The 18517-nt window shown below is 64.4% G+C and carries 17 protein-coding genes; 2 read left to right on the forward strand and 15 right to left on the reverse strand.

The window, feature by feature from the left end; all coding sequences use genetic code 11:
- Nucleotides 1–126: 126 nt before the first annotated feature.
- From JL811_RS13395 to JL811_RS13450, 12 genes are all read right to left on the reverse strand, one after another.
- A complete protein-coding gene (locus tag JL811_RS13395; protein ID WP_202689207.1) occupies nucleotides 127–1494 on the reverse strand; it encodes an aminotransferase in 1368 nt (455 codons plus the stop codon).
- 314 nt (nucleotides 1495–1808) lie between these two features.
- Nucleotides 1809–3098: an NAD(P)/FAD-dependent oxidoreductase gene (locus tag JL811_RS13400; RefSeq protein WP_202689208.1), complete on the reverse strand. Its 1290-nt coding sequence runs from the start codon at nucleotides 3096–3098 to the stop codon at nucleotides 1809–1811.
- Nucleotides 3095–4450: a glutamine synthetase family protein gene (locus JL811_RS13405; protein ID WP_202689209.1), complete on the reverse strand. Its 1356-nt coding sequence runs from the start codon at nucleotides 4448–4450 to the stop codon at nucleotides 3095–3097. The genes JL811_RS13400 and JL811_RS13405 overlap by 4 nt, the downstream gene beginning before the upstream one ends.
- Nucleotides 4443–5156 (reverse strand): type 1 glutamine amidotransferase, encoded by a 714-nt coding sequence (locus JL811_RS13410; RefSeq protein WP_202689210.1) that lies wholly within the window; start codon nucleotides 5154–5156, stop codon nucleotides 4443–4445. Before JL811_RS13410 ends, JL811_RS13405 begins: the two co-directional genes overlap by 8 nt.
- 166 nt (nucleotides 5157–5322) lie before the next feature.
- Nucleotides 5323–5490 carry a hypothetical protein gene (locus JL811_RS13415; protein ID WP_202689211.1) on the reverse strand — a complete coding sequence of 56 codons (168 nt, stop codon included), beginning with the start codon at nucleotides 5488–5490 and terminating at the stop codon, nucleotides 5323–5325.
- A gap of 83 nt (nucleotides 5491–5573) precedes the next feature.
- A complete protein-coding gene (locus JL811_RS13420; RefSeq protein WP_202689212.1) occupies nucleotides 5574–6911 on the reverse strand; it encodes a glutamine synthetase family protein in 1338 nt (445 codons plus the stop codon).
- A gap of 4 nt (nucleotides 6912–6915) precedes the next feature.
- Entirely contained in the window at nucleotides 6916–7743 is an 828-nt protein-coding gene (locus JL811_RS13425; RefSeq protein WP_202689301.1) for an ABC transporter permease, read from the reverse strand.
- A gap of 2 nt (nucleotides 7744–7745) precedes the next feature.
- On the reverse strand, nucleotides 7746–8627 hold the full coding sequence (locus tag JL811_RS13430; RefSeq protein WP_202689213.1) for an ABC transporter permease: 882 nt from the start codon (nucleotides 8625–8627) through the stop codon (nucleotides 7746–7748).
- Between the two features lie 61 nt (nucleotides 8628–8688).
- Nucleotides 8689–9411, reverse strand: a complete 723-nt coding sequence (locus JL811_RS13435) for a transporter substrate-binding domain-containing protein (RefSeq protein WP_202689214.1) — start codon at nucleotides 9409–9411, stop codon at nucleotides 8689–8691.
- Between the two features lie 48 nt (nucleotides 9412–9459).
- The gene (locus JL811_RS13440; RefSeq protein ID WP_202689215.1) at nucleotides 9460–10266 is read right to left on the reverse strand and encodes an ABC transporter ATP-binding protein; all 807 of its coding nucleotides are present in this window, start codon (nucleotides 10264–10266) and stop codon (nucleotides 9460–9462) included.
- Between the two features lie 129 nt (nucleotides 10267–10395).
- Nucleotides 10396–11160: a phosphate/phosphite/phosphonate ABC transporter substrate-binding protein gene (locus JL811_RS13445; RefSeq protein WP_202689216.1), complete on the reverse strand. Its 765-nt coding sequence runs from the start codon at nucleotides 11158–11160 to the stop codon at nucleotides 10396–10398.
- 7 nt (nucleotides 11161–11167) lie between these two features.
- The gene (locus tag JL811_RS13450; protein ID WP_202689217.1) at nucleotides 11168–11617 is read right to left on the reverse strand and encodes a tellurite resistance TerB family protein; all 450 of its coding nucleotides are present in this window, start codon (nucleotides 11615–11617) and stop codon (nucleotides 11168–11170) included.
- 212 nt (nucleotides 11618–11829) lie between these two features.
- Here JL811_RS13450 and dprA point away from each other — a divergent pair, with 212 nt between their 5' ends.
- Entirely contained in the window at nucleotides 11830–13047 is a 1218-nt protein-coding gene (gene dprA / locus JL811_RS13455; protein WP_202689218.1) for a DNA-processing protein DprA, read from the forward strand.
- 9 nt (nucleotides 13048–13056) lie between these two features.
- Here the strand turns inward: dprA and JL811_RS13460 are convergent, their stop codons facing one another.
- Nucleotides 13057–13506: a hypothetical protein gene (locus JL811_RS13460; RefSeq protein ID WP_202689219.1), complete on the reverse strand. Its 450-nt coding sequence runs from the start codon at nucleotides 13504–13506 to the stop codon at nucleotides 13057–13059.
- Between the two features lie 198 nt (nucleotides 13507–13704).
- Here JL811_RS13460 and topA point away from each other — a divergent pair, with 198 nt between their 5' ends.
- Complete coding sequence (gene topA / locus JL811_RS13465; RefSeq protein ID WP_202689220.1) at nucleotides 13705–16425, forward strand: type I DNA topoisomerase; 2721 nt, start codon at nucleotides 13705–13707, stop codon at nucleotides 16423–16425.
- A gap of 129 nt (nucleotides 16426–16554) precedes the next feature.
- Here topA and choV read toward each other — a convergent pair whose 3' ends face one another.
- Together choV and choW are read right to left on the reverse strand one after the other, a co-directional pair.
- The gene (gene choV / locus JL811_RS13470; protein ID WP_202689221.1) at nucleotides 16555–17610 is read right to left on the reverse strand and encodes a choline ABC transporter ATP-binding protein; all 1056 of its coding nucleotides are present in this window, start codon (nucleotides 17608–17610) and stop codon (nucleotides 16555–16557) included.
- Complete coding sequence (choW, locus tag JL811_RS13475) at nucleotides 17607–18440, reverse strand: choline ABC transporter permease subunit (protein WP_202689222.1); 834 nt, start codon at nucleotides 18438–18440, stop codon at nucleotides 17607–17609. The genes choV and choW overlap by 4 nt, the downstream gene beginning before the upstream one ends.
- Between the last annotated feature and the right edge of the window lie 77 nt (nucleotides 18441–18517).

An 18517-nucleotide genomic window follows, 5' to 3' on the forward strand; every position in this document is an offset into this window, starting at 1 on the left:
CAGAAAATTTCATGCCCGCCGAACAGCAGGGGCAAACCGCCGAATGCCAGAAAGGGGCGCGCCGATCCGGCCGCCCCGTTCCTGTTCTTGCCCGTTTCTGCGGCGGGCCGCAGTCGGCCCCCGGGGTCAGGCGACCTCGGCAAAGACCTTTTTCAGCGCCTTTTCCAGCTTGTCGAACATCTCGTCCAGATGGTCCTTGGTGCAGATGAAAGGCGGGCACAGCACGATGGCCTGCCCCAGCGGGCGGCAGATCAGCCCGTGATCGGTGCAGGTATTGGCGATGCGTTCCGACACCGACAACTTGCCGTCGAAGGGCGTCTTGGTCGCCTTGTCCTTCACCGCTTCCAGCGCCCCCATCAGACCCTTGCCGCGCCATTCCCCGATATTGGGGTTTTCGGCCAGACGCGCCAGACCGGCCTCGAAATGCGGGGTCAGGGTGCGGACATTCTCGGCCAGACCCTCATTCATCACGACATCAATCGCCTTCAGCGCGACCGCGCAGCCGACCGGATGGCCCGAGGCGGTGAAGCCATGCGGGAATTCCTCGATCGCCTCCGAGGCGTCCTGCAGGCGGTCCGCCAGATCGGGGCCAAGGATGACGGCCCCCATCGGGAAATAGCCTGCGGTGATGTTCTTCGATGAGATGATCGCATCAGGCACGAAATCATAGGTCTGGCAGCCCCAGGTATTGCCGGTGCGTCCGAAGCCGCAGATCACCTCATCGGCGATCAGCGGGATGCCGTATTTCTTCAGCACCTTCTGCACGGCCTGGAAATAGCCTGCCGAAGGCGGGATCACCCCGCCCGCACCCATGACCGGCTCGGCAAAGAAGCCGGCAATCGTGTCGGGCCCTTCCGTGATGATCGTCGCCTCAAGTTCCCGCGCCATGCGTTCGGTGAACTGCGCCTCGCTTTCGCCATCCTTGCCGAAGCGCCAGTAATGCGGGCAGCCGACATGAATGAACCCGGGCAGCGGCAGGCCGAAGACCGAGTTATAGGGCTTGCCGGTCATCGAGGCGGAAACGGCGGTGACGCCGTGATAGGAATTGATGCGGGTGATGATCTTGCGGCGCTGCGGATGACCCTCGGCCCCGGCAAGGAACCACAGCATCTTGACCATCGTGTCATTCGCCTCGGATCCGGAATTGGTATAGAAGACCCGGCCCCGGTCGAAGGGCGAAACTTCGACCAGTTTTTCCGACAGCATCACCGTCTGGTCCGACATGCGCCCGAAAAAGGCGTGATAGCCCGGGAAGCGGTCATATTGCGCCTTGGCGGCCTCGGCCAGTCCGGGGTGATCAAAGCCCGCGACCATGTTCCACAGGCCCGAATTGCCGTCGAGATAGCTGCGGCCATGCACGTCATAGACATAGGGACCCTTGCCATGGGTCACGATCACCGCGCCGCGTTCATGGATCGAGGGCAGGTCGGTGAAGCCATAGAGCGAATAGCTGTCGGCGCGGCTTTCCCAGCTGTTGGGTGTATCGTCACGCATATCAATCATCCTTCTGACTTTGTACTTCCTCACGCTATCCGGGCGCGCGCGGGCTTTCAATCCGGGGCGTGCTGCGGGGCGGCGGAATGGCGGGGCGGTCGGGCGGAATGCTTGGAAAGCCCCCACCCCGACCCAGCACTCTGACAGCCGCGTACAACCGGCAGGCAGGGCAGGAAGGCCGTCTGCCCCCTTCGCCGCGTGACTCTGCCCCCCTCAAGGCTAGTTCCAGACAGAAAAACCCGGTCCCCCCCTTTTTCTGTCTGGAACTAGCCTTGAGGGGGGCTCCTGCCCGGCCAAGCGGTGCTGCCGCAGGGTCAGAGGCCCAGACGGTCGCGCAGCGAATACCATGTCATCGCCGCAACCAGAAGCGGCCAGCGCAGCGCCGCCCCGCCCGGAAAGCGGGCTTGCGGCAGGCTGGCCATCAGGTCGAACCCGCCCGTCTGCCCGCCAATCGCCTGCGCCATCAGCTTGCCCGCAAGGGTTGCCATCGCAACGCCATGGCCCGAATAGCCCGAGACGGACCAGAGCCCGGGACGCGGGTGCAGAAAACAGGGCAGGCGGTTCATAGTGATCGCCAGTGTGCCGCCCCATGCATGGTCGATCTTCACATCGCGAAGCTGGGGATAAATCTCAAGCATCGGCTTGCGCACGGTTTTCACGATATCGGGAAAGCGGTAGCCATAGCTTTCACCGCCACCGAACAGCAGCCTGTTGTCATCGGACAACCGCCAGTAATTGACCACGAATTTTGTGTCGCAGGCGGCAACGGGTTCGGCCAGCACCGTGCGCGCCAGATCGCCCAGGGGTTCGGTGGCGATGATGAAATTGTTGATCGGCATGACCCGCGCGGCAACGCGCCCCTCCAGCCGCCCCAGATAGCCATTGCCCGCCAGCACGACATGGTCGCAGACGACCTGACCTTCGCCCGTGCGCACCACCTGCCGCGCGCCTTCCGAAATGGAGTGAACCTCGGACCGTTCATGGATCACCACACCCGCCGCAACCGCCGCCAGCGCAAGGCCAATCGCATAGTTCAGCGGATGGATATGCCCGGCACCCCGGTCGATATCGCCGCCCTTGAAAGCGGTTGATCCGATCAGCCCTTCGGGCAGGGGGTCGACCAGATCATAATCGTAATCGCGGGCCAGTTTCTCGGCCATCACCTTGGCGTGATCGGCCTCGCCTTGACTATAGCAGGCATGGGCGATGCCGGGACGGAAGGTGACCGGCATGGCATGGCGCGCGATCAGATCCTTGACCAGTGTCTTGGCCTCTTCGCCCATGTCCCAAAGCGCGCGGGCGCGGGTGCGGCCCACCATTCCCTCAAGCTGGTCCTGTTCCAGCCGCTGCCCCGATCCGACCTGCCCGCCATTGCGCCCCGAGGCGCCGAAGCCCACGCGATGCGCCTCCAGTACCACGACACGGAACCCGGCCTCGGCCAGATGCAGCGCCGCCGAAAGCCCGGTATAGCCCGCGCCCACGACGCAGATATCCGTCTCGACCTGTCCCTTCAGCATCGGGAAAGGGGCCAGCGGCGTGGCGCTTGCCGTATAATACGACGCGGGGTATTCCCCGCGCCGGTCATTGGCGTGCAGAAGATTCATACGTTCAGCAGCAGATGTTCGCGTTCCCACGGGCTGATGACCTGCAGGAATTCCTTGTATTCATTGCGTTTCACGGAATCATAGACGCGGCAGAATTCCGGGCGCAGCACCTCTTGCAGGGCCTTGTCCTCATCCAGCAGGTCCAGCGCATCGCCAAGGTTATAGGGCAGGTCGGTTTCCGACATATAGGCGTCACCCGTACATTCGGCGCGGGGCATCGTCGCCTCGACCAGCCCCAGATAGCCACAGGCAAGGCTGGCCGCGAGACCCAGATAGGGGTTGCAATCCATCCCCGCCAGCCGGTTTTCCACGCGCCGCGCCTCGGGCCCCGAGATCGGGACGCGCAGACCGGTCGTGCGGTTGTCGCGGCCCCATTCCAGATTGATGGGGGCGGCGAAATCGGGGACGTAGCGGCGATAGCTGTTCACATAGGGGGCCAGCAAGGCAACGGCGGCGGGCAGATGGTTCTGCATCCCAGCGATGAAGTGGAAAAACGCCTCGGTCTCACCGCCATCGGCAGAGGAAAAGATGTTCTGCCCGGTTTCCGTATCCACCACCGAATGGTGGATATGCATGGCCGAACCCGGTTCGCCCTCGATGGGCTTGGCCATGAAGGTCGCGAAACAGTCATGGCGCAGTGCTGCCTCGCGGATCAGGCGCTTGAAGAAGAAGATCTCATCGGCCAGCGCGATGGGGTCGCCATGGGCGAGGTTGATTTCCACCTGCCCGGCCCCGCCCTCTTGCAGGATGCCGTCGATTTCAAACCCCTGCGCTTCGGCGAAATCATAGATATCGTCGATCACCTTGCCATATTCATCGACCGCCGACATCGAGTAGGCCTGTTTCCCGGCGGCCCTGCGGCCCGACCGCCCCATCGGCGGAATGATCGGCTGGTTGGGGTCGATATTGCGGGCGACAAGGAAAAACTCCATCTCGGGCGCTACAATCGGCGTCCAGCCCCGTGCCTTGTAAAGCTCGATCACCCGGCGCAGCACATTGCGCGGCGCGGTGGGGATCGGGTTTCCGGCCTGATCGAAAGCGTCATGGATGACCTGCAGCGTCACATCCGCCGTCCAGGGCGCGGCAGAGGTCGTGCCATAATCGGGCCGCAGGATCATGTCGGGTTCGGTGAACAGACCCGAGGGGTTGTCGGCCCATTCGCCGGTTATGGTTTGCAGGAAGATCGAATTCGGCAGGAAATAGTTCTGCTGCCGCGCGAATTTCGAGGCGGGCATGGCCTTGCCGCGCGCCACGCCGGCGATATCGGCGATGATGCACTCGATCTCATCCAGACGGCGGCCCTCGATATAGGCGCGGGCGGCCTCGGGGATGGACTGGATCCAGTCAGCCATGCGCGGCCTCCGCATCCTGTTGACCGGCCTGCCGGGCCGCGCGGAAGAAGGCGCCGATGCGTTTGGCAATGCTGCCCGCATCCAGCGGATCGGCCAGCCGCGCCCGCGCCGCCTGCATCAGCGGATCGGGCACAAGGCCGGGACCCCGCGTGCGCATCAGCCCCTCGACAAAGGCGGGGGGAAATTCGGGATGGGCCTGCACGGTGAACATGCGGTCATCGTAAAGCAGGGCAGCATTGGCGCAAAACCCGTTGGTCGCGACGACCTTGGCACCTTGCGGCACCTGCGTCACCTGATCACGGTGCCAGGCGTTCAGCGTCAGGGTCTGGCCTTCGAAATCGTAATCCGTGGCGCCGACCGACCAGCCCTTGTCATATTGCTCGACCTTGCCGCCCATGGCCTGCGCGATGATCTGATGGCCGAAACAGATGCCCACCACCGGCACATGCGCGCCGTAGGCGGTGCGGATGAAATCTTCCAGCGGCGGGATGAAGGCGTGATCTTCATAGGCGCCATGGCGCGATCCGGTGATCAGCCAGCCATCGGCGGCATGGATATCGGGCGGGAAGTCCATGACTTCCACCCGCCAGGTGCGGAAGGTGAAGCCCTGTTCTGCCAGCAGAAGCTGGAACATGTCGGGATAGTCGCCACTGTCGGGTTTGAGTTGGTCGGGCGCAGCGCCGGTTTGCAGAATGCCGATCAGCATGAAATGTCCTGATGTGAGGGTCAGGCCAGACTACGCGGGCGGATGGGGGGTCGGCAAGGGGGGAGCGGTGACCGGCTGCGCGGTGCCGGTAGAGTGGGGCAGGCAGGCAGGGGGGCGCTGCCCCCCTGCACCCCCCGGGATATTTATGGACAGAAAAAGGAAGGGATCAGCCCTTCTCCTTCTTCGCCTCGGCGGCGGCTTTCAGTTTTGCCACCAGTTCGGCCTTGGGGGACTTGCCGCCGTAGGGGGTCTTGTCGCTGCCATAGGCGTTATGTTCCGCATGGCGCGGCGCGTTCTTGTGGGCCTTGGCACTGCCTGATTTTGCGTAATCCATGAAGGGCTCCGGAATTGGGGGGGCGGGGGACGGACCCCCGCCAATGCCCCATCCCGCGCCCGGGTGCAATCACCCGTGATGCGTCAGACCGTGTCGAGATAAAGTTCGACCTGCTCTTCCGCGGTGAGTTCGGCAAGATAATGGATTTCCTGCCGCTTGGTCAGAACCATGTTGCGGATCATCTCTGGCCCAAAGATGCGCGGCATCGTGGTCGAGGATTCAAAGGCGTCCACCGCCGCCGCCCATGTCGTGGGGATCGTGGACAGGCCGTCGATCGCATAGGCATTTCCGGTCACGGGCGGCGGGGGGTCCATGCCGTCCTCGATGCCGTTCATGGCCGCGCCAAGGATCACGGCCAGCATCAGATAGGGATTCACATCCCCGCCCGCGACCCGGTGTTCAATGCGCCGCGCCGAGGGACTGCCCGCAGGAATGCGGATGGCGGCGGTGCGGTTTTCATATCCCCAGCAGATATTGACCGGGGCATGGGCCTCGGGCACCAGCCGTTCATAGCTGTTGGCATGGGGCGCGAACAGCAGGGTCGAGTCCGCCATCGCATCAAGACAGCCCGCCACCGCATTGCGCAGCATCGCCGTCCCCTTGGGTCCGCCGCTGTCAAAGACGTTGTCGCCATTGCGGTCGATCACCGAGAAATGCGTGTGCAGGCCCGAGCCGGAATATTCCGGATAGGGTTTGGCCATGAAAGAGGCGGCAAAGCCATGCCGCCGCGCCAGACCCTTGACCAGCATCTTGAAAAGCCAGGCATCATCGGCGGCGCGCAGCGCGTCGTCGCAATGCATCAGATTGACCTCGAACTGCCCCAGACCGGTTTCCGATGTCGTGGTGTCGGCGGGAATGTCCATCGCCTCACAGGCGTCGTAAAGATCGGTGAAGAACGTGTCGAACGCGTCCAGCGCGCGGATCGACAGGGTTTCTGCCGCCTTCCGGCGCTTGCCCGAACGCGGGGACAAGGGGACTTGCAGTTTCTTGCCCGAATCGTCGATCAGGAAGAATTCAAGCTCCATCGCGACCACCGGGGTCAGCCCCTGCGCCTTGAAGCGCTGCACCACGGCATTGAGCGCGTGGCGCGGATCGCCCTCATAGGGCTGGCCGTTCTCGCGATACATCCAGATCGGCAGCAGCGCGGTCGGCGCCTCCAGCCAGGGCATCGGCATGAAGCCGCGCTCGGTCGGGCGCAGGGTTCCGTCCTGATCGCCCTCTTCGAAAACCAGCGGGCTGTCGTCGATATCTTCGCCCCAGATATCGAGGTTAAGCACGGAATAAGGAAAGCGGATCCCGTCTTTCAGCACCTTCTCGGCAAAGCGCGCGGGGATCCGCTTGCCGCGTGCCTGGCCGTTGATATCCGCAGCGGCCACACGGATCGTGCGCACCTCGGGATGTTTCCTGAGCCAGTCTTTCATACTATCACCTGATGATCTGCGGGCGCAGCCGCAGCCGCACCCTTGTATTGGCCGGCAGATGCCGGTTGAGCCGTGCATTGATCCGCCCGAAAATCCAGATCAGCCCCAGTGTCAGGAGGATGAAATAGAAGGCCACGATCGGATAGGGCACGAAGGGGTTGAAGGTCTTGTCCACGAAATATTTCGCGTAATAAAGCGCATCACCGCGTTGCTGAAAGGCGGGAAAGCCCGAAAAGAAGACCAGTGTCGTTGCGTGGAACAGAAAGATCGCCTCATTGGTATAGGCGGGCCATGCCAGCCGCAGCATGGTCGGCCACTGGATGCGGCGGAACTTTGCCCAGCCGGTTAGGCCATAGGCATCGGCGGCCTCAAGATCGCCTTTCGGGATCGAGCGCAAGGCACCATGGAAGATTTCGGCCGTATAGGCGGCAGTATTCAGAAAAAGCACGATCAGCGCCCCCGCCCAGGCCCGGCTGAGCCAGCTTGTCTGCACGGTCAGGCCGAAAATCTCGATCCCTGCGCGGGGCAGCAGCACCAGTGCCTCATAGGCAAGGAAGAACTGGATGAACAGCGGCGAGCCGCGAAAGAGGAAGATGAACCATTCGCAGGGCTTGCGCAGCCATGGCGAGGCGGCGTTCTTGCCAAGCGCCACGGCGGTGGCCAGAAAGAAACCGGCCAGCAGGGCCAGCAGCCCGAAATAGACGTTCCAGATCATCCCCGATCCGATCAGGCTGAATTGCTGGCACAGCGTGAAATCTTCACGCGGGAGCAGGCGTTCGCCATGGCCAAGCGCGCGGAACGCATAGGCATTGACGGTTTCCCAGCAGGTCATGGTCATGCCGCGGCCCGCCTTTGCGCTTCGCCATCGGCTGTCGCCTGCCCATGGCTGAGACGGCGTTGCAACCGGGTCAGGAAGATCTCGGAAACCTTGGTCATGGCAAGGTAGAAGACCAGCAGCACAAGGAAATACCACAGCCGCCAGTCAGGATGCGGGTATTCAAAGGCCGAGGTCTTGGCCCCGCCCAGTTCCCGCGCCCAATAGACCACATCCTGCACACCCAGCAAAAACAGCAAGGGCGTCGCCTTGAGCAGGATCATCCACAGGTTGGACAGGCCGGGCAGCGCATAGACCCACATCTGTGGCACAAGGATGCGGCGGAAGACCTGGCCCTGGCTCATGCCATAGCTTTCGCCGGTTTCAAGCTGCGCGCGCGGCACGGCGGCCATGGCCCCCGACAGGACATTGGCGACAAAGGCGCCGAAAACCAGCGCGAAGGTGAAAACCGCAAGGCCCGCCCCATAGATCCGGTGAACGGATTGCGGGGCGCTGCCATGTGGCACTTTCGCCTCGGGGCAGACGCGGAATTCAAGCCCCTGACGGATCGGCTCGGACCAGTCGGGGCAGCGGACCTGATGCATGATCCATTCGATGCCCTGATCCAGCGCGATCACGAAGAACAGGAAAAAGATGATATCGGGAATGCCGCGCACCATGGCGGTATAGGTCTTGCCGATCACGCGCAGCGGCAGGAACGGTGCGCGGGCGGCCATGGCGCCCGCAAAGCCGAAGGCCAGCGCCGCCGGGGCCGTCACGGCCAGCAGCGTCAGCACGGTCACGAAAGACCAATAGAAATCGAAATGCTTGCCTGTGGTCAGGTAGCAGGACAGCCAGGTCAGGCCGTCAAGTTGCGATGGGTCGCTGCAATAGGCAAACATCGGGATTACACGACAGGCGGGGGCAGGGGGCGCCGGGGCGCCCGCCCGCCCCTTCCGGTCATCAGAAGGTCACGGCGTCAGCGCCGAACCACTTGGTGATCATCTCGTTCAGCGAGCCATCCGCCTTCATCGCGGTGATTGCGTCGTCGAACTTGGCCTTCAGTTCGGTATCGGACTTGCGCAGCCCCATGCCGATGCCGCCGCCCAGTTGCACATCGGCATCCAGCATAACCAGTTGCCCGCCGGACTCTGCCGCGATCGGGGCCAGATAGTCCTTGTCGGCAAAGACCGCATCCGCCTCGCCGTTGCGCACGGCGGCGACGGTTTCATCTGGGGTTGCGAATTCCAGCAGGGTCGCGCCGCCTTCAGCCACATGGCTGGCCTGGATAGTGCCGGTCTGCGCGGCGATGACGGCGCTGGTGATATCCACCCCGTCATTCAGCGCCATATAGGCGCTTTCCGTGGCCGGGAAGTAATCCTGCGTGAAGTCGATCACCTGCATGCGCTCATCAGTGATGCTCATGCCGGCGATGATCGTGTCGTAATTGCCCGATTGCAGGTTGGGGATAATGCTGTCCCAGTCGGTGGTGACCCATTCGCAGGTCATCTCCGTCATTTCACACAGCTTGTCACCCAGTTCGCGCTCGAACCCGTCCACCTCACCGGCATCGTTGATGAAGTTATAGGGAGGATAGGCGCCCTCGGTGCCCATCCGCACGGTCTGGGACAGTCCGGCCCCGGCGGTCAGCGCCATCAGGGCGGTCGCGATCAGCATGGTTTTCATTGTTCTGGTCTCCCGTTGTGGATTCGTCTTTTGGTTATACCGGGTCTGTCAGGCCGTGGCCGACAGGAAACCGCGCAGGCGTTCGGTCTTGGGATTGCCGAAAAGCGCGCCCGGGGGGCCCTCTTCCTCGGTGCGGCCCTGATGCAGGAACACGACATGGTCGGAGACATCCGCCGCAAGCCGCATGTCATGGGTGACAAGGATCATCGTGCGCCCCTCATCGGCAAGCGCCTTGATGACGCGCACCACTTCCTGCTCCAGTTCCGGGTCCAGCGCCGAGGTCGGCTCATCAAACAGCAGCGCGCGCGGTTCCATGCACAGGGCACGGGCGATGGCGGCGCGCTGTTGCTGTCCTCCCGAAAGCTGCGCGGGAAAGGCCCCGGCCTTGTCGGCAATGCCCACCTTGGCCAGATACTGCCGCGCCTTGGTCTCGACCTCGGTCGGGTCGCGTTTCAGCACCGTCACCGGCGCCTCCATCACATTCTGCAAAATGGTCATATGGGCCCAGAGATTGAACTGCTGGAATACCATGGACAGATTGGTGCGGATCCGCGTGACCTGCGCGCGGTCGGCGGGATGGCGCGCCGCACCCTCGCCCTTCCAGCGCACCGCTTCGCCCTCGAACCGGATATCGCCCTGCTGACTGTCCTCCAGCAGGTTGCAGCAGCGCAGCAGCGTCGATTTGCCTGACCCCGACGATCCGATCAGCGAGATGACATGCCCCTTCGGTGCCACCATTTCGATGCCCTTGAGCACTTCGAGCGGTCCATAGCTCTTGTGCAGGTTCCGGATCTCGATGACCGGCGCGGCAGGGGAAGGGGGCTGAGGATCGGCTGGCACGTTCGCTTCTGTCATTGTTCAGGGTTGCCGCAAATTAGGACCGATAAACCGCGCCTTTGCAACGGGGATTTCGGGACGACGCAGGGGAACTTTGCCGAAACCCGCGGCATCTGCCCGCATTTCGGGCACAGGGCGGGTGCCGGTTCAGCCGCCCATGGCGGGCGGGGGCGGATCGGGCACGGCCAGATAGGCGGCGGTCGCGATATCGGCCAGCCCGCGCAGACCCAGCAGCGCACGGGGGGCCTCGGGCAGCGCCGCGACCGCATCGGCCAGCGCCGCGCGCAGGGCCGCCACATCCTGCCCGGGCGCGCAGATCAGCGGCAGGCCCGGCGTGGGAACGGTGCGGCCCACCACCCGCAGGGCGGTGGCAAGGTCGGGTTCAGTCCGCTGCAGATGCCGCCATGTCACCGCATCCAGCGCCGCCAGATCGGCCTGCCCCGCAGCCACCGCCCGGGCCGAGGCACGATGTGCGCCGGTCTGCAGCACGGGCCGCAGCCGAAGCCCCGTGGCCGCTGCATGGGTGGCCGGGGCCGCCCAGCCCGATTGCGACAGCGCCTCATTAAAGGCAAAACCGGCATCGTCGAAATCGGCAAGGGCGGCGCGGGGATCGGCATTGCGGGCAACAAAGACGCTGCAATAATGCCCCGGCGGGCAGTCGGGCAGACCGTAATCGGGGGTGCAGACGAGTTGCACCCGGCCCTGCAGCCTGGTGCGGAACGGATAGCCGCAGGTCTGGGCCAGAACCAGATCGGGTGCCTGCCAGATCTGCCACAGATCGGGCGCGTCACGGGTCAGGGCTTCGGGCGCGTCCAGTCCCCGCCGGCGCAGCGCGACGCGGACCAGCGACCAAAGCGTGTCATTCGCCGGCCCCAGATCCCCGAAATCATACATCGGCAGGGCGGCAATCATGTCCGGACTATTCCCCGTCCGCCGCCCGGGATGCGCGTTGCCGTGCCTCTGCCGAGGCGCGGTCGTTCAGCCCCAGCAGACGCGCGATCAGCCGCATCTGGCTGTCTTCCGCATCATGGCGCTGGCTGTCGGCAAGGGCCACCGACCACATCGCCTGCAGCAGCGCCTCGCGTTCGCCCAGCGGAACGGCCTCTTTCAGCGCGCGGGTGAAGCGCACCAGATCGGCGGCCTCGCTTTCCAGAATTTCCGCCTGTCTGCGCAGGGCCGTGGCCTCGGGCGCGGAAAGCCCGTAGCGGTGGGCCAGAACCGCCTCGATCCGCGCGATCTCGACCCCGGCATAATCGTCATCGGCCCGGGCAACGCCGACCAGCAGTGCGGCAAGCGCAAGGCGCGCGTCCATTTCGGTCAGCGGATCAGGGGCGGGGGCCGCAAGGCGGCGCAACATTGCTTCGAACATGGGGGGAATATAGGCACGGTCCGCCGGAAGGCCAATCCCCGTATTCGGGGGAAGGGCGATCACGGCGCGCGCAAGTGTCGCGGGCCATGATGCGGCTGGACGGGCGGCTCCGATTCACCAGTCGTTAACTTTCAACCTGCAGGCTCCGGTCGGTCAGGGGGCCGGATCAGGGGCCCGGGACGGGGAAAGGCTGCGATTCGCAAATGCCGGACATGCAGAAAACAGGGCAGAGACCCCAGACCGGCGCTGAGGCGCGGGAGAGATTCGACAGCGCCGAACGGCTGGCGCGGCTGCGACTGTTCCGGTCGCGCCGGGTGGGGCCGGTCACCTTTCACGGCCTGATCGCCGAACATGGCAGCGGGCAGGCGGCACTGGATGCACTGCCCAGCGTGGCCGCAGCCGCCGGGGCGCAGGAGTATCAGCCTTGTCCCCCTGCGGATGCCGAGGCCGAAATCGGGGCAGGTCGCAAATCCGGTGCGCGGCTGATCTTTCACGGTGAGGCGGATTATCCCGTGCCGCTGGCCGGGCTGGCCGATGCGCCGCCGGTGCTATGGGTTATCGGTAATCCGGGGCTGTTGCAGCGGCCCATGATCGCGCTGGTTGGGGCGCGCAACGCCTCATCACTGGGGCTGCGCATGGCGCGGCGGCTGGCCGAAACACTGGGGGAGGCGGGGCTTGTCATCGTCTCGGGTCTTGCGCGCGGCATTGATGCCGAGGCCCATGCCGCAGCCCTGCGGCTGGGCACGGTCGCGGTGCAGGCGGGCGGGGTCGATGTGATCTACCCGGCCGAGAATGCCGGGCTGGCGGCGGCGATTGCCGAAAAGGGCTGCCGCATCTCGGAAAGTCCGATGGGGCAGGAACCGCAATCGCGGCATTTCCCGCAACGCAACCGCATCGTTTCGGGGCTTTCGCGCGCGGTCGTGGTGGTTGAGGCGGCGGCGCGTTCGGGCAGTCTGATCACCGCGCGTCTTGCGCTGGATCAGGGGCGCGAGGTGATGGCGGTGCCCGGGCATCCGTTCGATGCAAGGGCGGGGGGCTGCAACCAGTTGATCCGCGATGGCGCGCTGCTGGTGCGCGGCTCATCGGATGTGCTTGAGGCGCTGGGCGCCTCGATCCGGCCCGAAGCTGCCCGTCGTGCCGGTCTGTCGCCGGAAGGGTCGCCCCGGCCTGTCACGGCGCGGCCTGACGTCTTGCCCGGCCCCCCGCCCAGTTCACCGCCCGGCCCGCAACCTGCCCCCCGCCCGCTGGCCGAAACCGCCGCGCTGCACAGCCGCATCCTTGACCGGCTGGGCCCCAGCCCGCTGGCCGAGGATCAGCTGATCCGCGATCTGGCCCTGCCCCCCGCGCGGATCGCCCCCGAACTTCTGTCGCTGGAGCTTGAGGGAAAGATCCGGCGGCAGGCGGGGGGGCTTTTGTCGCGGGACCATTAGGGAAAGCGATCAGCGGCAATATTCCGGCAACACCGGATACCAGATCTCGCACAATTGCGGCTCGGAGAACCAGACATCCGTCGCCCCGATGGCCCATTGTATCATCACCCAACTGCCGCCCATGCGGCGATAAAGCACCTGCACCTCGATATTGTCCGGATAATAGCCCTCGCGCAGAACCATCGGCGTGGTTGACAGATCGATCCTGCCGCCGCCGGGCCGTTGCGGTGACAGCCCGGCAAAAGCGACATCTCCCTGCACCCGCAGCGCATCGACAACGAATTCGACCGGAGCCCCCAGCGCAGCTTCGACATGGGGGCGGATCGCATCCATCAGCGCGCGGCGTTCGGCGCTTCCCCGCGCCGGTTCCGTCCAGGCAAGGCCGGGGCCGGACAGCGCGCCGGAAAGGACAAGGACCGTGACAAGCAGGGCGGTCAGGGTGCGGATCAGCGGTTTCATCTTCCCTCGTGGCGATTGGTCTGCCTGTTCCCGGGATGGGTGGCTCTGCCATGCAAAGTCAGGGTGCCGAGGGGCAATCCCTGCGTCAAGACAGCCTGTCCTGCAACTGCACCCCGTCTTGTGGCTTCCATTGACATTCCCGCCCCGGCCCCCACATGGTGCCGCGCCATTCAGGGATCGTTCCGAAAAGAGGTTTTCATGGCTGTCGTTGTCGTCGAGTCGCCCGCCAAGGCCAAGACAATCAACAAATATCTCGGCTCCGACTATACGGTGCTTGCCTCTTACGGCCATGTCCGCGATCTGCCGCCCAAGGATGGTTCGGTCGATCCCGAGGACGGTTTTGCCATGAAATGGGAGGTTTCGGCCGATAGCCGCAAACATGTGCGGGCCATTGCCGAGGCTCTGAAAACCGATGATGAACTGATCCTCGCCACCGACCCCGACCGTGAGGGGGAGGCGATTTCGTGGCATCTGCAGGAGGCGCTGGCCTCAAGCCTGAAGAAGGGCAAGAAGGTCAGCCGCGTCACCTTCAACGCGATCACCAAGGCTGCCGTCACCGAGGCGATGAAGAACCCGCGTCAGGTGGATGGCCCGCTGGTCGAGGCTTATCTGGCGCGGCGCGCGCTGGATTATCTGGTCGGCTTCACCCTGTCTCCGGTGCTGTGGCGCAAACTGCCGGGCGCGCGGTCGGCGGGCCGGGTGCAATCGGTCTGCCTGCGGCTGATCGTCGAGCGCGAGATGGAGATCGAGGCCTTCCGCCCCCGCGAATACTGGTCGGTCAGCGCCGGATTCGAAACCCCGCGCGGCCAGTTTCTGGAGACGCGGCTGGTTGTGCTGGGCGGCAAGAAACTGGATAAATTCGACATTGCCAATGTCGAGGCCGCCGAAATTGCGGTCACCGCCATCAAAAGCCGGACATTCTCGGTTACCGGGGTTGAGCAGAAACCTGCCTCACGCAACCCTTCGGCCCCGTTCATGACCTCGACCCTGCAGCAAGAGGCCAGCCGCAAGTTCGGCATGGGGGCCAAGCAATGCATGAATGCGGCGCAGCGGCTTTATGAGGCAGGGCTGATCACCTATATGCGGACTGATGGCATTGACATGGCGCCCGAGGCGGTGATGGCCGCGCGCGACCAGATCAAGTCGCAATTCGGGCCAAGCTATATTCCCGACAGCCCGCGCATGTACAAGAACAAGGCCAAGAATGCGCAGGAAGCGCATGAATGCATCCGCCCCACCGAAATGTCCGTGACGCCGGAAAAACTACGCCTGACCGATGCTGATCAGCGCCGGGTCTATGACCTGATCTGGAAACGCACCATTGCCAGCCAGATGTCGGCGGCGCGGCTGGAACGCACGACGGTCGAGGTCACCAGCCCGGACGGGCAGGTGGGCCTGCGCGCCAGCGGTCAGGTGCTGCTGTTTGACGGTTTCCTCAAAGTCTATGAGGAAGGCCGCGACGAGGAAGAAGATGACGAGGCCCGTCTGCCGCAGGTGCAGCAGGGCGATGCGCTGCGCGTCCGGGCCGAAACCTATCGCGCGGCCTATGCCAAATCGACCGAGGTGTCCGCCCCCCCCGCGACCGCGACCCGCAGCACCGCTGCCGTGATCAGCCCAGATGCCGCGATCCTTGCCAGCCAGAGCTTTACCCAGCCGCCGCCCCGCTATACCGAGGCAACCCTTGTGAAGCGCATGGAGGAACTGGGGATCGGCCGCCCCTCGACCTATGCGTCGATCCTGACGACGATTGTTGATCGCGACTATGTGCGCAAGGACAAGAACCGGCTTTTCCCCGAGGATAAGGGGCGGCTGGTCACGGCTTTCCTGGCTAATTTCTTCCGCCGTTATGTGGAATATGATTTCACCGCTGATCTGGAAAGCCAGCTGGACGATGTGTCCGCCGGGGATCGCGACTACAAGGAAGTTCTGGCCCGGTTTTGGCGCGATTTCTCGGCCGCGATTGCCGAAACCGCCGATCTGCGCATTGGCGAGGTGCTGACCCGGATCGACGATTTCCTGGCGCCCCATCTTTACCCGCTGCGTGAAGACGGCGGCGATCCGCGCGTCTGTCCGGTTTGCGGTTCGGGCCGCCTGCATCTGAAAACCGCGCGGTCAGGCGGGGCCTTCATCGGTTGCGGCAACTATCCCGAATGCCGCTATACACGCGCGATTTCCGTGACCGGCGAGGAAGACAATTCCGTGCCGCCCGAGGGCCGCGTGCTGGGGCAGGATGCGGCGGGTGAGACGATCAGCCTGCGCTCGGGCCGCTTTGGACCCTATGTCCAGCGTGGCGAGGCGACCGAGGCGCAGCCGAAACCCGACCGCGCCAGCCTGCCCAAAGGCTGGTCGCCCGAGACGCTGACGCTGGAGCGCGCGCTGACGCTTCTCAGCCTGCCGCGTCTGGTGGGGACGCATCCCGAGAGCGGGGAGCCGGTCGAGGCCGCAATCGGGCGCTACGGGCCCTATGTCAAACATGGCAAGACCTATGCCAATCTGCCCGATGTCGAAGAGGTGTTCACCATCGGCATGAACCGCGCGGTTGAGGTTCTGGCCCAGAAATTCAGCCGCGCCCGGGTCGCCGCCGAGCCGCTGAAATCGCTTGGTGACCATCCCGAGGGGGGTGCCATCACGGTGATGCCGGGGCGCTATGGGGCTTATGTGAAATGGGAAAAGGTCAATGCGACCCTGCCCAAGGATGTGACGCCCGAGGATCTGACGGTCGAACGGGCGCTGGAACTTCTGGCCGAAAAGGCCGCAAAGGGCGGCAAGAAGAAAGCCGCGCCGAAGAAGACGGCCGCCAAGAAACCGGCCGCCAAAACCGCTGCGGCCAAGACCACTGCCACCAAGAAACCGGCGGCCAAGAAACCTGCGGCCAAGACCACGAAGAAAGCAGCGCCGAAGGCAGACAAGGCCGAATAGACCCGGCAATCGGGGCCGGGCTGCCGCTGCAACGGCATGCCGGACAGTCCGCCCCATTTTTCTGTCCATAAATATCCCGCGGGGGGTCCGGGGGGCGCGAAGCCCCCCGGCCTTGGCTGCAGCAGGTGGTCAGCCGCGCGGGTCGAGCAGCCGCCCCATGACATGCGCCGCGCGCAGAACGCCGATCCGGCGGCCCTGTTCGGTCACCGCGATCTCGGCGGCACCATCGCGCAGCGCCTCCATCACCTGCCGTACCGGGGTCTCTGCCGCCATCTGGTGTGTGGCGGTGCTTTCGCCCGGCTCCATCACATCGCGCGCGGTCAGCACGGAAAGCGGGTTCATATGGGCCACGAAATCCGCGACATAATCCGAAACCGGATTGGCGATGATATCCCGCGCCGTGCCGCATTGCACGATCCGCCCGCCCTCCATCAGCGCGATGCGGTTGCCGATCTTGAACGCCTCATCCAGATCATGGCTGACAAAGATGATCGTGCGTTTCAGCTTGGCCTGAAGTTCCAGTAATTCATCCTGCAGCCGCGCCCGGATCAGCGGATCGAGCGCCGAGAAGGGCTCATCCATCAAAAGGATCGGCGCCTCGGTCACGAAGGCCCGCGCAAGGCCGACGCGCTGCTGCATCCCGCCCGAAAGCTCTCCCACCTTGCGGTCGGCCCATTGCGACAGGTTGACCAGCGCAAGCTGCGCCTCGACGCGTTCCCGCCGCTGCGCCGCATTTTGGCCCGCAAGTTCAAGGCCAAGGCCGACATTTTCACGCACTGTGCGCCAGGGCAGCAGGCCGAAGGACTGAAACACCATGGCCACACATTCGCGCCGCAGTTTCAGAAGATCGGGCTGAGCCGCCCCCACCACCGCGCAGGACCAGCCACCGATATTGACGTGCACCTGACCCCGGCAGACCGGGTTCAACCCATTCACCGCGCGCAGCAGGGTGGATTTGCCTGATCCCGAAAGGCCCATCAGCACAAGGATCTCGCCCTCGTCCACGCTCAGCGAACAGTCATGCACACCAAGGATCTGGCCGGTCGCTGTCTGCACCTCGGCGCGGCTTTGGCCCTTGTCCATCAGGGGCAAGGCGCGGTCGGGCGCATCGCCGAAAACGATGGACACGCGGTCAAATTCAACCGCAGGACGCCGGACTGGGGAGGGGGGGGCGGAAGCCGTCATTTGCGGCTTACCCTTAACATGCGGTCCAGAAGGATCGCGACAACCACGATGACCATGCCGGATTCGAACCCAAGCGCCGAGTTGACCGAGTTGAGCGCACGGACCACCGGCACACCCAGCCCGTTCGCCCCCACCAGTGCCGCAATCACCACCATCGACAGCGACAGCATGATGGTCTGGTTCAGCCCTGCCATGATCTGCGGAAAGGCATAGGGCAGTTCGACCTTCCACAGTCGCTGGCGTGGCGTGGCCCCGAAGGCCGTCGCGGCCTCCAGCAGGGTCTGCGGGGTCGAGGACACGCCCAGATGCGTCAGGCGGATCGGGGCGGGCAGCACGAAAATCACTGTCGCAATCAGCCCCGGCACCATGCCGATGCCGAAAAACACGATGGCCGGGATCAGATAGACAAAGGTCGGCAGGGTCTGCATCAGGTCCAGAACCGGCACCATCCATTGATAAAGCCGGGGCCGGTGCGCGGCCATGATGCCGATGGGCACGCCGATGGCCATGCAGACCACACAGGCCGACAGCACCAGTGTCAGGCTTTCGGTTGTGGCCTTCCAATAGCCCTGATTGAGAATGAACAGAAAGCCGAGCGCCACCAGAAGGCAGGTCTTCCAGGACCGTTGCAGTGCCCAAGTCAGCGCCACGAAGGCCGCCACCACGATCAGCGGATGCGGGCTTTGCAACACCCAGAGGATCGCGTCGATCAGCGCCTCCAGCCCTTCGGCGATGGCGTCGAACAAGGGGGCTGCATGGGTCTGCAACCAGTCGAAGACGGTCTTGGCGGTTCGCCCGACCGGGATCTTGTTATCGGTCAGCCATTCCATCAGGGCCCCCTGCTTCCAGCGTTCTGCACATGGGGAAAGGGGCGCGTGCCCGCGCCCCCCGGTTTCCCCGGCACCCC

The sequence above is a fragment of the Szabonella alba genome (genome assembly GCF_016765775.1).
GTDB classification, from domain to species: domain Bacteria; phylum Pseudomonadota; class Alphaproteobacteria; order Rhodobacterales; family Rhodobacteraceae; genus Szabonella; species Szabonella alba.